Consider the following 12,726-nt stretch of genomic DNA (forward strand, 5'->3'; position numbering starts at 1 on the left):
GGTGGTCGTGACGACCGCGGTGGCGACCGCCCGTCGTACCCGCGCCGGGACGACCGGGGAGGGGACCGTCCCTCGTTCCGCCGTGACGACCGGGGTGACCGTCCCTCCTACCCGCGCCGTGATGACGACCGTGGCGGCTTCCGTGGTGGTCGTGACGACCGCGGTGGCGACCGCCCGTCGTACCCGCGCCGGGACGACCGGGGAGGGGACCGTCCCTCGTTCCGCCGTGACGACCGGGGCGACCGTCCCAGTTACCCGCGCCGTGACGACGACCGCGGTGGGCGTCCCTCCTACCCGCGTCGTGATGACGACCGTGGCGGCTTCCGTGGCGGCCGTGACGACCGCGGCGGCGACCGTCCGTCGTACCCCCGCCGGGACGACCGCGGTGGCGACCGTCCGTCGTACCCGCGCCGTGACGACCGGGGTGGCGACCGCGGTGGGTTCCGTGGTGGCCGCGACGATCGCGGTGGTGACCGTGGCGGCTACCGTGGCCGCGATGACCGCGGCGGCGACCGCGACTACCGCGGTGACCGCGACCGCGACCCGGTCAAGCGGCTCCCGATCGACGAGGACGTCACCGGCCTCGAGATCGACGCCGACGTGCGTCAGGAGCTCCTGAGCCTGCCCAAGGGCCTGGCCGAGGAAGTCTCCAAGAACCTGGTCATGGTCGCGCGGCTGATCGACGAGGACCCCGAGCAGGCGTACGCGTACTCGCGCATCGCCCTTCGACTGGCCTCCCGTGTCGCCGCCGTCCGCGAGGCCGCCGGCTTCGCCGCCTACGCCACGCAGAAGTACAGCGAGGCGCTCGCGGAGTTCCGCGCCGCCAAGCGCATGACCGGCTCCGTCGAGCTGTGGCCCGTCATGGCCGACTGCGAGCGCGGCCTCGGCCGTCCGGAGCGGGCGCTGGCCATGGCCGGCGAGCCCGAGGTGCAGAAGCTGGACAAGGCCGGTCAGGTCGAGATGCGGCTGGTGGCCGCCGGTGCCCGGCGCGACCAGGGGCAGCTCGATGCCGCCATCGTGACCCTGCAGAGCCCGGAGCTGGCCTCCAACTCCGTCCAGCCCTGGACCGCGCGCCTGCGCTACGCCTACGCCGACGCGCTGCTGGCGGCCGGTCGTGAGGACGAGGCGCGCGAGTGGTTCGCCAAGACCCTCGAGGCGGACAAGGAGGGGGCCACCGACGCCTCCGACCGTCTCGCCGAGATCGACGGTGTCGAGTTCGTCGACGCCTCCGTGGACCTCGCCGACGACCTGGTCGAGGACCGGGACATCGACGAGGACATCGACGAGGACGAGGACGAGGACGACCAGGACCCGGCCGAGGTGGCCCGGGCCGAGCGTGCCTCCGACGTCGCCGAGTACTACGACGAGGACGACGAGGAGTACGAGCCGCTGGAGGAGTCCGAGGCCGACTTCGACGTCACCGACGAGGTCGTCCCGGTCGAGGACGACGAGCAGGACGACGAGCAGGACGCGGGCCGCGACAAGGCCTGAGGCGTGACATGACGAAGGGCGGTACCCCGGTCGGGGTACCGCCCTTCGTCATGTCCGGGGTACCGCGGAGGTCAGTCCAGACCGCGCAGCACCAGGCCCGTGGCCGGCTTCGGGCCGAAGGAGGTGGACTTGCGGGGCATGGTGACGCCCTGGCGGGCCAGGTCGCGCACGACTTCCTCCCGTACGGGGTGCAGCAGGACCGCCGTGCCGCCGTGGCGCTCCGCCATTTCCACGGTCGCCGCCGCGTCGTGGATGTACGTGATCTGGTCGGGGGTGTCCGGGACGTTCCACAGGGCGTCCAGGAGGGTGGCGTGCAGGACCGTGGCGTCCAGCCGGCGCCAGGCCTCGGGGCGGTCGCGGCGGACCGTGCGGTCGAGGAGGGCCGGGTCGGGGTCGGTGACCAGGTGGAAGCTGCCGTCGCCGGTGAGCAGGAAGGCGTTGCCGCGTTCCGCTGCGTCCGCGAGGACCTCCAGGGCCAGCGGGAGCGGCCCCTCCACCGGACGGACCCGGAAGTGGTCGCCCAGGGCGGCGAGGGCGTCGCGGACCGGGAGGCGGCGCAGCATCCGGTGGATGGCGCGGACCTGCAGCGGGTAGCGGACCGTGTCCACGAGGAGGACCAGGCCGAAGTCCCAGGGGGTCGGGGACCCGTGTTCCTCCTGGAGGCGCAGATAGGTCGCCCAGCGGTGGTGGCCGTCGGCGATGAGGGCCTGGCGGTGGCTGAGGTCGGCGGTGACGGTGGCCAGCTCGGCCGGGTCCGTTATGGCCCACAGGCGGTGCTGGAAGCCGTCCTCGGTGGTCGTGGACAGGAGGGGCGCGCGCCGTGCGGTCCGTTCGACGACCGCCGCCGCGCCCGCGCCGGGGTCGTCGCCCTGGTAGGTGAGGAGGAGGGGTTCGAGATTGGCCGAGGTGGCCCGCATCAGACCGGCCCGGTCGGTGACCACGTCCGGCATGACGTCCTCGTGCGGCAGGACGATCCCGGCGTCGGCGGCGGACAGGGCGAGGGCGCCGATGACGCCGCGCTGGAGCAGGCCCGCCCGGCGCTGCTCGTAGACGTAGAGCGCGGGCTCGGGGTCGGCGCTGAGGATGCCCTCGGCCAGCCAGTCGTGCAGGGTGCGGGCGGCCTGTTCGTTGCGCGCGGCGGGGGTTCCGGCCTGCGGGAGGATCAGGCGGACGATGTTGTGCGGGTCGGCGGATTCGAGGTGGTCGACTCCGTCGGGGCGCACGACCACGTCGTACGGCGGTGAAGTGACGGCGGCGAGGCTGCCGACACGCTCCGGGACGTAGCGCAGGCCGTGGAACGGGATCAGGCGCAGCCCTCGGTCCGCGGTGCCAGATGTGGTCATTGGTGCATGGTAAGACCCGTCTCGGGATGCGGGATGATCGGGGGAGTGCGGATCCGGACAGGATCGGGCGTGCGAAATCGTATGAGGAGCGGACAGATGACCCGGCAGAGCAGGACCAGTCCCGCGTCGAGCGCGCAGAGCCTCCACCGGGCGTATGACACGGCTCTGCTGGACCTCGACGGAGTGGTCTACGCGGGCGGGCAGGCCATCGCGCACGCCGTGGAGTCGCTCGCCGCGGCCCGGGCCGACGGGATGCACCTCGCGTACGTCACGAACAACGCGCTGCGGACCCCGGACGCGGTCGCACGGCACCTGGGGGAGCTGGGCATCCCGACCGAGCCGGCCGAGGTGATCACCTCGGCGCAGGCGGTCGCCCGGCTGATCGCGGAGCAGGTGGCGCCGGGGTCGAAGGTGCTGGTGATCGGCGGGGAGGGGTTGCGGGTCGCGCTGCGCGAGCGCGGGCTGGTGCCGGTGGAGTCGGCCGAGGAGGAGGGGCTCGCGGCGGTCGTGCAGGGGTACGGGGGGCCGGAGCTGGCCTGGGGGCGGTTCGCGGAGGCCTCGTACGCGATCAACCGGGGGGTGCCGTGGTACGCCTCCAACACCGACCTGACGATCCCGGGGGCGCGGGGGATCGCGCCGGGCAACGGCGCGGCGGTGGAGGTCGTGCGGATCGCGACGGGCGCCGAGCCGCAGGTGGCGGGCAAGCCGCTGCCCCCGATGCATCGGGAGACCGTGCTGCGGACGGGGGCGAAGCGGCCGCTGGTGGTCGGTGACCGGCTGGACACCGACATCGAGGGCGCCTTCAACGGTGACGTGGATTCGCTGCTGGTGCTGACCGGGGTGACGGACGCGAAGCAGCTGGTGCGGGCCGAGCCCAGGCACCGGCCGACGTACGTGGACCGGGACCTGCGGGGGCTGTTGACCGGCCAGCCCGAGGTGGCGGCGGTGGACGGCGGGTTCCGCTGCGGGGGCTGGACGGCGGTCGCGCTGGACGGCGTACTCGAACTGCGCGGGGAGGGCGGGGATCCGGTCGGCGGGCTGCGGGCGCTGTGCGCGGCGGCGTGGACGGCGGCCGGGGACGGGGCCTGCGCGCTGGACGCCGAGAAGGCCCTGGCCCGGCTGGGGCTGTAGACCGCTCGGGTGATCAGCCTGGACGCAGGGTAGGCTAACCTAACTTGCGTGTTGGTCGAGAGTCCCGGGAGTCCCCCCGAACAGAGCGCGGCGCCGGCCGCCGCTGCCCGTTCCCGCCACGGCGCACGTGCCGCCGGCCTGTTGGGCGCCCTCGCGGTGCTGGCGGTGCTCGCGGTGGTGAGCATCGCCGTCGGCGCGAAGCAGATGCCCCTCGCCGAGGTCTGGCACGGCCTGTTCGCCTACTCGGGGACCGCCTCCGACGTGGTGGTGCGGGACCTGCGGGTGCCGCGCACCCTGCTCGGGCTGATGGTCGGGCTCGGGCTCGGCCTGTCCGGGGCGGTCATGCAGGCCCTGACGCGCAATCCGCTGGCGGAGCCCGGCATCCTCGGCGTCAACGCCGGCGCCGCGGCCGCCGTGGTGTCCGCGATCAGTTTCCTGGGCGCGAGCTCCCTGAGCGAGTTCGTGTGGTGGGCCTTCCTCGGCGCCGCCGCCGTCTCCGTCATCGTCTACGTCCTGGGCGGCAGCCGCAGCGCGACGCCGGTACGCCTCGCGCTGGCGGGTACGGCGGCCAGCGCGGCCCTCGTCGGCTACATCAACGCCGTACAGCTGATGGACAGCAAGGCGCTGGACAAGCTGCGCTTTTGGACGGTGGGTTCGCTCGCCTCCGCGAACATGGACACCGTGCGCCAGGTCGCCCCCTTCCTGCTCGTCGGCGCGGTGCTCGCGCTGTCGCTGGGGCGGCCCCTCAACGCCGTGGCCATGGGCGACGACACCGCCCGGGCGCTCGGCGCGAACCTGACGCGGACCCGGATCGGCGCGATGCTCGCCATCACCCTGCTCTGCGGCGCGGCCACCGCCGCCTGCGGGCCCATCGTCTTCATCGGGCTGATGGTCCCGCACCTGGTGCGGGCGTTCACCGGACCCGACATGCGCTGGGTGCTCGCCTACTCGGCCGTCCTGTCCCCCGTGCTGCTGCTCGGCGCCGACGTCGTCGGCAGGGTCGTGACCCGGCCCGCCGAGCTCCAGGTCGGCATCGTCACCGCCCTCATCGGCGGCCCCGTCTTCATCCACCTGGTCCGGCGCAAGAGGATGGCCCAGCTGTGACCGCGACCGCCAAAGCCCGCCGGCTGACCCTCCCCGGCGGGATCTCGCTCCGGGTCGAGCGGCGCGCCCTGGCCACCGGGGTGCTGCTCGCCGTCGCCGCGCTCGCGCTGGCCGTCCTGCTCATCGGCACCGGCGACTTCCGGATCGCTCCCGGGGACGTCGTACGGACCCTGCTGGGCCACGGCACCCCCGCCAACGACTTCATCGTCAACGACCTGCGGCTGCCGCGGGTCCTGGTCGCCCTGCTGGTCGGAGCGGCCCTCGGGATGGCCGGGGCCGTCTTCCAGTCCGTCTCCCGCAACCCGCTCGGCTCCCCCGACCTGCTCGGCTTCGGCTACGGCTCGGCGGTGGGCGCGCTCGTCGTGATCGTCCTGTTCAAGGGCGGCGCCACCGAGGTGGCCGTCGGCGCGCTGCTCGGCGGTCTGCTGGCCGGCCTGGCCGTGTACCTGCTGGCCTACAAGAAGGGGATCCAGGGGTACCGGCTGGTGCTGGTCGGCATCGGCGCGTCCGCCATGCTGATCGCCGCGATCCAGTACCTGATCACGAAGGCCCAGATGGTCGAGGCCACCCGGGCGATGGTGTGGCTGACCGGCTCGCTGGCGGGCCGGGACTGGGCGCAGGTGTGGCCGCTGCTCGGGGTGTGCGCGGTGCTCTTCCCGCTGGTGCTCGGCCAGGGCCGGGCCTTGCGGATGATGGAGATGGGCGACGACGCCGCGTACGCCCTCGGGGTACGGGTGGAACGCACGCGGCTGCTGCTGATGCTGGCGGCGATCGTGCTCACCACCGCGGCGAGTGCCGCGGCCGGGCCGATCTCCTTCGTCGCGCTGGCCGCACCACAGCTGGCCCGGCGGCTGACCCGCTCGCCCGGCGGGAACCTGCTGACGGCCGCGCTCATGGGCTCGGTGCTGCTGCTGGTGTCCGATTGGGCCTCGCAGCGGGCCTTCGGCTCCGACCAGCTGCCGGTGGGCGTGGTGACCGGGCTCGTCGGTGGTGTCTATCTGCTCTGGCTGCTCGTCACCGAGCGCAAGGCAGGACGTATATGAACCTCAGGAGTGGCGAAGTGCAGCGGCTGACCGCGGAGAACGTGACCCTCGGCTACGACCAGCGGGTCATCGCCGAAAACCTGTCGGTGGAGATCCCCGACCACTCCTTCACCGTGATCGTCGGCCCCAACGCCTGCGGGAAGTCCACGCTGCTGCGGGCCCTGTCGCGGATGCTGAAGCCGTCCGCCGGGCGGGTGCTGCTGGACGGGCAGGCCATCGGGTCGATGCCGGCGAAGAAGGTCGCCAAGACGCTGGGGCTGCTCCCGCAGTCCTCCCTCGCGCCCGACGGCATCACGGTCGCCGACCTGGTCTCGCGCGGGCGGTACCCGCACCAGGGGCTGCTGCGGCAGTGGTCGCCGCAGGACGAGCGGATCGTCGAGGAGTCCATGGCCTCGACCGGGGTCGCGGAACTCGCGGACCGGGCGGTGGACGAGCTGTCGGGCGGTCAGCGGCAGCGGGTGTGGATCGCGATGGCGCTGGCGCAGCAGACCCCGCTGCTGCTGCTCGACGAGCCGACGACTTACCTGGACATCCAGCACCAGATCGACGTGCTCGACCTGTGTGCGGAGCTGCACGAGACGCAGGGGCGGACGCTGGTGGCGGTGCTGCACGATCTGAACCACGCGGCCCGGTACGCGACGCACCTGATCGCGATGCGGGGCGGGCGGGTCGTGGCCGAGGGGGCGCCGCGGGAGGTCGTCACGGCGGAGCTGGTGGAGGCGGTGTTCGGCCTGAAGTGCCAGGTCATCCCCGATCCGGAGACCGGGACGCCGTTGGTGGTTCCGGCGGCGCGGAGGGCTCGGGCGGGGCTCCGGGCGGGGTAGCGGGGTGCGGTGGTCCGGCCCGGGCCCTGCGCCTCCATCGCCGGCGGGCCGGGTGGGGCGGTGCGGCTCAAAGACGTGGGGCTCCGCCCCCGGACTCCCGCGCCTCAAACGCCGGCGGGGCTGGGCCTGGGGCTAGAGGAGGCTTTTGAGGCGGAGGAGGTCGCGGAAGCCGGCTTCCAGGCGGATGCGGCCGGAGGCCCAGGCCTTGGCGAACTTGAGGTCGCCCGCCACCAGGGCGACCAGGTCGTCGCCGGTCATCGCGAGCCGGATGTCGGCCTTCGTCGCGGGCGGGCCCGCAGCGACCGAGTCCACACGGATCCGGCCGTCCTCGAGGCGGCCCGTGAAGGTCTGGTCCAGGTCCGTGACGTGGCAGCTCAGCGAGCGGTCGAGCGCGGCCGCGCCGCGCACGCCGCCGTCCGCGCCGGCGAGGTTGTCGGAGAGTCGGTCGAGTGCGGCTCGGCACTCCTGAATCGTAGCCATCGTGATCACGACCGTACCGCAGAGCCGTTGCGTGGTCGCGGGGCGCTTCGGGGTAGCGTCGGGGCATGACCGACGAAGCTGCCGAGCCCACGGCCGAGCCCACGGCCGAGCCCGCCGCCGGGCCCGTGGCCTTGGGCGTCGTACGCACGCCCACCGGGCACGGCGCGGTGGACGCGCACCTGGCGCGGCTGGCGGACGCCGACCACCTCGCGGCGGACGGACACCTCGCGGTGTACGAGGATGTCCACCGGGGGCTGCGCGAGGCGCTGACCGCGCTGGACGCACCATCCGTCCCCGGACCGTACGAAAACAGGAGCTGAACCGAACGTGGCAGGAGTGGCACGCCGCCGCCTGGACGCCGAACTGGTACGCCGCAGCATGGCCCGCTCGCGCGAGCACGCCGCGCAGCTGATCGCCGCGGGCCGGGTGACCGTGGGCGGCACCACCGCGACCAAGGCCGCCACCCAGGTCGAGACGAGCGCGGCGCTGGTCGTCCTGAAGGACGACAGCGATCCCGACTACGTCTCGCGGGGCGGCCACAAACTCGCGGGCGCCCTCGCGGCCTTCCAGCCGCAGGGGCTGCGGGTGGAGGGGCGCCGGGCGCTGGACGCCGGGGCGTCGACCGGCGGTTTCACCGATGTGCTGCTGCGCGCGGGCGTCGCCCATGTGATGGCCGTCGACGTCGGCTACGGACAGCTCGCCTGGTCGCTGCAGAGCGACGACCGGGTCACCGTCAAGGACCGTACGAACGTCCGCGAACTGACGGTGGAGCTGATCGACGGGATCCCGGTCGACCTCGTCGTCGGCGACCTGTCCTTCATCTCGATCGGGCTGGTGCTGCCCGCGCTGGTCCGGTGCTGCGCGCCGGACGCGGACCTGGTGCTGATGGTCAAACCGCAGTTCGAGGTCGGCAAGGACCGGCTGGGGAGCGGCGGCGTGGTGCGCAGCCCCGAGCTGCGGGCGCAGGCCGTGCGCGAGGTCGCGGCGCAGGCGGCGAAGCTGGGGCTGGGCGTTCTCGGGGTGACCGCCAGTCCCCTGCCGGGGCCGTCGGGGAACGTCGAGTACTTTCTGTGGCTGCGGGCGGGGGCACCGGCACTCGACCCGGCGGATGTTGACCGTGCAGTGGCGGAGGGGCCGCAGTGACAGATTCAGCGGGTTCTGGTTCAGGGTCGGGTTCGGCGACGGGGCGGACCGTCTTCCTGCTCGCGCACACCGGCCGGCCGGCGGCCATCCGGAGCGCCGAGCTGGTCGTGAAGGGCCTGCTGCGCTGCGGGCTGGGCGTACGGGTCTTCGCGCACGAGGCGGCGGACCTGCCGCTGCCGCCGGAGGTGGAGCTCGTCACCGAGTCCACTCCGGGGGTGCTCGACGGGTGCGAGCTGCTGATCGTGCTGGGCGGCGACGGGACCCTGCTGCGGGGCGCGGAGTTCGCGCGCGCCTCCGGGGTGCCGATGCTGGGCGTCAACCTGGGGCGGGTGGGGTTCCTCGCCGAGGCGGAGCGCGACGACCTGGACAAGGTCGTCGACCGGGTGGTGACGCGCGAGTACGAGGTCGAGGAGCGGATGACCCTCGATGTGATCGTGCGCACGAACGGCGACGTGGTCCACCAGGACTGGGCGCTGAACGAGGCCGCGGTGCAGAAGGTGTCCCCGGAGCGGATGCTCGAGGTGGTCCTGGAGATCGACGGGCGCCCGGTGACCGGCTTCGGCTGTGACGGGATCGTCTGCGCGACTCCGACGGGCTCCACGGCGTACGCCTTCTCCGCGGGCGGGCCGGTGGTCTGGCCGGAGGTCGAGGCCCTGCTGATGGTGCCGATCAGCGCGCACGCGCTGTTCGCGAAGCCGCTGGTGACCTCGCCGGACTCGGTCCTGGCGGTCGAGGTGCAGAACGGCACCCCGCACGGGGTGCTGTGGTGCGACGGCCGCCGGATGCTGGAGCTGCCGGCCGGGGCGCGGGTGGAGGTCCGGCGGGGGGCGGTACCGGTGCGGCTCGCCCGGCTGCACCACGCCTCGTTCACCGACCGGCTCGTCGCGAAGTTCGCGCTGCCGGTTTCGGGATGGCGCGGGGCGCCGCACTGAGCCGGGTCCCGGACCGCCCGCGCCTCTAAATAGCACGTCCGTTCGGAGAACTTCGGGCGGGTGAGGTCACATGGCACTGGTGAAACCTCGGTATCGTCGTCCCGTGCTTGAGGAGATGCGGATACGGTCGCTCGGGGTCATCGACGACGCGGTGGTCGAGCTGTCGCCCGGTTTCACCGCGGTGACCGGCGAGACCGGCGCGGGCAAGACGATGGTCGTCACCAGCCTCGGGCTGCTGCTCGGCGGTCGCGCCGACCCGGCCCTGGTGCGGATCGGGGCCAAGGCCGCGGTCGTCGAGGGCCGCATCGTCATGCGCCCGGACGCACCCGCCGCCCTGCGCGCCGAGGAGGCGGGAGCCGAGCTCGACGACGGCGCCCTGCTGATCAGCCGCACCGTGTCCGCCGAGGGGCGCTCGCGCGCCCACGTCGGCGGCCGCTCCGTGCCCGTCGGCCTGCTCGGCGAGCTCGCCGAGGACCTCGTCGCCGTACACGGGCAGACCGACCAGCAGGGCCTGCTGCGGCCCGCCCGGCAGCGGCAGGCCCTCGACCGGTACGCGGGCGACGCCGTGGCCGTCCCGCTGGAGAAGTACGGCTCCGCCTACCGCAGGCTGCGCGCGGTCGCCGTCGAGCTCGAGGAGATCACCACCCGGGCGCGGGAGCGGGCCCAGGAGGCCGACCTGCTGCGCTTCGGGCTGGACGAGATCGCGGCCGTGGAACCGGTCGCCGGCGAGGACGCCGAACTGGCGGCGGAAGCCGAGCGGCTCGGGCACGCCGAATCGCTGGCCTCGGCCGCCCAGCAGGCGCACGGCGCGCTGGCCGGCGATCCGGAGGACCCGGAGGGCATCGACGCCAACACCCTCGTCGCGGGCGCCCACCGGGCCCTGGAGTCCGTACGCTCCCACGACCCGGCGCTCGGCGCGCTCGCCGAGCGGATCGGCGAACTGGGCATCCTGCTGTCCGACGTGGCCGGGGAGCTGGCGGGCTACGCCGACGACCTGGACGCCGACCCGCTGCGGCTGGCCGCCGTGGAGGAGCGGCGGGCGGCCCTGACCCAGCTGACGCGCAAGTACGGCACCGAAGGCACCGTGGACTCGGTGCTGCAATGGGCGGAGCGGGGCGCCGCGCGGCTGCTGGAGCTGGACGGCGACGACGAGCGGATCACCGAGCTGACCGCCGAGCGCGACGGGCTGCGGTCCGAACTGTCGGCGCTGGCGCAGGCGCTGACGGACGCCCGGGTGGAGGCGGCGACCCGGTTCGCCCAGGCCGTGACGCAGGAGCTGGCCTCGCTGGCGATGCCGCACGCCCGGGTGACCATCGACGTCCGGCAGACCGAGGACCCCGACGGGGTGGACGTGGACGGCCGCCCGGTCGCCTACGGACCCTCGGGCGCCGACGAGGTGGAACTGCTCCTCGCCCCGCACCCCGGGGCCCAGCCGCGGCCGATCGCCAAGGGCGCCTCGGGCGGTGAGCTGTCCCGGGTGATGCTGGCCGTCGAGGTCGTCTTCGCGGGCTCCGACCCGGTGCCCACGTACCTCTTCGACGAGGTCGACGCCGGCGTCGGCGGCAAGGCCGCCGTCGAGGTGGGCCGGCGGCTGGCGAAGCTCGCCAAGTCGGCCCAGGTGGTGGTCGTCACCCACCTGCCGCAGGTGGCGGCGTTCGCGGACCGGCAGCTGCTCGTCGAGAAGACCAACGACGGATCGGTGACGAGGAGCGGTGTCACCGTCCTGGAGGGCGAGGACCGGGTCCGCGAGCTGTCGCGCATGCTGGCCGGCCACGAGGACTCCGCCTCGGCGCGGGCGCACGCCGAGGAACTCCTCGCTGCGGCGCGCGCGGACGGCGGCCGGGGTTGACGCCCCCTTAGCCCGTGTGGGTGAGGCTGAGGGGCGTCCTGCGGTATCTCTCACCGGATCCGCACCCGTATGGTCCCGGAACGCGCGTGCGGACTGGCATCCTGGGCGACGTCTCTGACTCCCTCACCCTGGAGCTTCGGCCCGTGAGCAGCTCCCCGGTCTCCCCGTCCGTCCCGGCACAGCCCTACGGGCGGCCGCCGCTGCGTACCGTCCAAGTGCTCGGCGGCGGTGCGGGCGCGGGCAGCAGTGCGCACGTACGGTCGCTGGCGACCGGGCTCGCCGCGCGCGGGGTACGGGTCACGGTGTGCGCGCCCGTAGAGGCGGAGGGCGAGTACGACTTCACCGGCGCGGGGGCGCAGTTCGCGCCCGACGCGGCGAACGCGCTGAGGGCCGCCTGTGCCGCGGCCGACGTCGTGCACGCGCACGGGGTCCGGGCCGGTATGCGGGCCGTGCTGGCCCTGCGGGGGCGGCGGGTGCCGCTGGTCGTGAGCTGGCACGGGGACGGCCCGGCCGCCGGCGGTGCGGCCGGTGCCGCGCTCGGGCGGCTGAGCCGGATCCTGGAACGGCACGTGGCGCGGGCCGCTGCGGTGGTGCTGGGGGCCTCCTCGGACCTGGTGGACCGGGCCCGGCTCCGGGGGGCGCGGGACGCGCGGCTGGCCCCGGTCGCCGTGCCGGCGGCCGGCGCGGAGGCGGATCCCGGGAAGGTGCGGGCGGAACTGGGTGCGGTGGGGAGGCCGTTGCTGATCGCGGTCGGCAGCCTGGTGCCGCACCGCGGGTACTCCGTACTGCTCGACGCGGCGCGGGAGTGGCGGACGCTGGACCCCCTGCCGCTGCTGGTGATCGCGGGGGAGGGGCCGCTGCGGGCCGAACTGTCCCGGCGGATCGTGGAGGAAGGGCTTCCGGTACGGCTGCTGGGGCGGCGCCGGGACGCGGCGCAGCTGCTGGCGGCGGCGGACCTGGCGGTGCTGCCGAGCCGGTGGGAGGAGCGGGCCCTGCTGGCGCAGGAGGCGCTGCGGGTGGGGGTGCCGCTGGTGGCCACGGCGGTGGGGGGCGTGCCGGAGCTGGTGGGGGAGGGCGCGGTGCTCGTCCCGCCGGGGGACGCGGGCGCCTTCGCCTCGGCCGTGACCGGCCTGCTGGCGGATGCGGGGCGGCGGGCGGAGCTGGTCGCCGCGGGGCGGGTGCAGGCCGCGACGTGGCCGTCCGAGGACGACACGGTCGCGCAGGTTCTGTCGGTGTACGACGAGCTGATGGAACGCGGCCGCCGGTAGCTGTGCGCGTGCCGGTCCCTAGCCGGGGGCCGGCAGGCGGTCCAGCTTGTCCTGCTCCAGGGTGAATCCGGTGACCGAGTAGCCGGCCTTCAGGAGGTTCTCGGCCATGGGGGAGCCC

The 12,726-nt window shown here is 74.2% G+C and carries 12 protein-coding genes and 1 pseudogene; 10 read left to right on the forward strand and 3 right to left on the reverse strand.

The genetic code is table 11. From position 1 onward, the window contains the following. Positions 1–600: 600 nt before the first annotated feature. On the forward strand, positions 601–1,491 hold the full coding sequence (locus AB0D44_RS22800) for a hypothetical protein (RefSeq protein ID WP_362594126.1): 891 nt from the start codon (positions 601–603) through the stop codon (positions 1,489–1,491). 71 nt (positions 1,492–1,562) lie between these two features. Here the strand turns inward: AB0D44_RS22800 and AB0D44_RS22805 are convergent, their stop codons facing one another. Then, positions 1,563–2,834 (reverse strand): DUF1015 domain-containing protein, encoded by a 1,272-nt coding sequence (locus tag AB0D44_RS22805; protein WP_362593984.1) that lies wholly within the window; start codon positions 2,832–2,834, stop codon positions 1,563–1,565. Between the two features lie 96 nt (positions 2,835–2,930). Here AB0D44_RS22805 and AB0D44_RS22810 point away from each other — a divergent pair, with 96 nt between their 5' ends. Genes AB0D44_RS22810 through AB0D44_RS22825 form a run of 4 tightly spaced genes read left to right on the forward strand, consistent with a single transcriptional unit; the run spans position 2,931 to position 6,936 of the window. After that, positions 2,931–3,965, forward strand: a complete 1,035-nt coding sequence (locus AB0D44_RS22810) for an HAD-IIA family hydrolase (RefSeq protein ID WP_362593987.1) — start codon at positions 2,931–2,933, stop codon at positions 3,963–3,965. A 48-nt stretch (positions 3,966–4,013) separates the two neighbouring features. Further along, positions 4,014–5,069: an iron chelate uptake ABC transporter family permease subunit gene (locus AB0D44_RS22815; protein WP_362593990.1), complete on the forward strand. Its 1,056-nt coding sequence runs from the start codon at positions 4,014–4,016 to the stop codon at positions 5,067–5,069. Further along, positions 5,066–6,112 (forward strand): iron chelate uptake ABC transporter family permease subunit, encoded by a 1,047-nt coding sequence (locus AB0D44_RS22820; RefSeq protein WP_362593993.1) that lies wholly within the window; start codon positions 5,066–5,068, stop codon positions 6,110–6,112. Before AB0D44_RS22815 ends, AB0D44_RS22820 begins: the two co-directional genes overlap by 4 nt. Then, positions 6,109–6,936, forward strand: coding sequence for an ABC transporter ATP-binding protein (locus AB0D44_RS22825; RefSeq protein ID WP_362593996.1), 828 nt, complete (start codon positions 6,109–6,111; stop codon positions 6,934–6,936). Before AB0D44_RS22820 ends, AB0D44_RS22825 begins: the two co-directional genes overlap by 4 nt. A 132-nt stretch (positions 6,937–7,068) precedes the next feature. Here AB0D44_RS22825 and AB0D44_RS22830 read toward each other — a convergent pair whose 3' ends face one another. Beyond that, positions 7,069–7,416: an alkyl sulfatase C-terminal domain-containing protein gene (locus AB0D44_RS22830; RefSeq protein ID WP_362593999.1), complete on the reverse strand. Its 348-nt coding sequence runs from the start codon at positions 7,414–7,416 to the stop codon at positions 7,069–7,071. Between the two features lie 65 nt (positions 7,417–7,481). Here AB0D44_RS22830 and AB0D44_RS22835 point away from each other — a divergent pair, with 65 nt between their 5' ends. From AB0D44_RS22835 to AB0D44_RS22855, 5 genes are all read left to right on the forward strand, one after another. After that, the gene (locus tag AB0D44_RS22835) at positions 7,482–7,736 is read left to right on the forward strand and encodes a hypothetical protein (protein ID WP_362594002.1); all 255 of its coding nucleotides are present in this window, start codon (positions 7,482–7,484) and stop codon (positions 7,734–7,736) included. 7 nt (positions 7,737–7,743) lie between these two features. Further along, positions 7,744–8,559 carry a TlyA family RNA methyltransferase gene (locus AB0D44_RS22840; RefSeq protein WP_362594005.1) on the forward strand — a complete coding sequence of 272 codons (816 nt, stop codon included), beginning with the start codon at positions 7,744–7,746 and terminating at the stop codon, positions 8,557–8,559. Further along, complete coding sequence (locus AB0D44_RS22845) at positions 8,556–9,491, forward strand: NAD kinase (RefSeq protein WP_362594008.1); 936 nt, start codon at positions 8,556–8,558, stop codon at positions 9,489–9,491. Before AB0D44_RS22840 ends, AB0D44_RS22845 begins: the two co-directional genes overlap by 4 nt. 115 nt (positions 9,492–9,606) lie before the next feature. Then, a complete protein-coding gene (recN, locus tag AB0D44_RS22850; RefSeq protein ID WP_362594129.1) occupies positions 9,607–11,340 on the forward strand; it encodes a DNA repair protein RecN in 1,734 nt (577 codons plus the stop codon). Positions 11,341–11,483: 143 nt separating this feature from the next. Then, positions 11,484–12,608 carry a glycosyltransferase family 4 protein gene (locus tag AB0D44_RS22855; protein WP_362594011.1) on the forward strand — a complete coding sequence of 375 codons (1,125 nt, stop codon included), beginning with the start codon at positions 11,484–11,486 and terminating at the stop codon, positions 12,606–12,608. Positions 12,609–12,629: 21 nt separating this feature from the next. Here the strand turns inward: AB0D44_RS22855 and AB0D44_RS22860 are convergent. Next, a pseudogene (locus AB0D44_RS22860) lies at positions 12,630–12,726 on the reverse strand (NAD(P)-binding domain-containing protein); the annotation flags it as partial.

This window comes from Streptomyces sp. NPDC048349 (genome assembly GCF_040651925.1).
Lineage (GTDB): Bacteria > Actinomycetota > Actinomycetes > Streptomycetales > Streptomycetaceae > Streptomyces.

Excerpts from the sequence above, each read along its gene's own strand:
- AB0D44_RS22805 (WP_362593984.1), bottom strand. The coding sequence starts at position 2,834 with ATGACCACATCTGGCACCGCGGACCGAGGGCTGCGCCTGATCCCGTTC.
- AB0D44_RS22810 (WP_362593987.1), top strand. The coding sequence starts at position 2,931 with ATGACCCGGCAGAGCAGGACCAGTCCCGCGTCGAGCGCGCAGAGCCTC.
- AB0D44_RS22825 (WP_362593996.1), top strand. The coding sequence starts at position 6,109 with ATGAACCTCAGGAGTGGCGAAGTGCAGCGGCTGACCGCGGAGAACGTG.
- AB0D44_RS22830 (WP_362593999.1), bottom strand. The coding sequence starts at position 7,416 with ATGGCTACGATTCAGGAGTGCCGAGCCGCACTCGACCGACTCTCCGAC.
- AB0D44_RS22835 (WP_362594002.1), top strand. The coding sequence starts at position 7,482 with ATGACCGACGAAGCTGCCGAGCCCACGGCCGAGCCCACGGCCGAGCCC.
- recN (WP_362594129.1), top strand. The coding sequence starts at position 9,607 with ATGCGGATACGGTCGCTCGGGGTCATCGACGACGCGGTGGTCGAGCTG.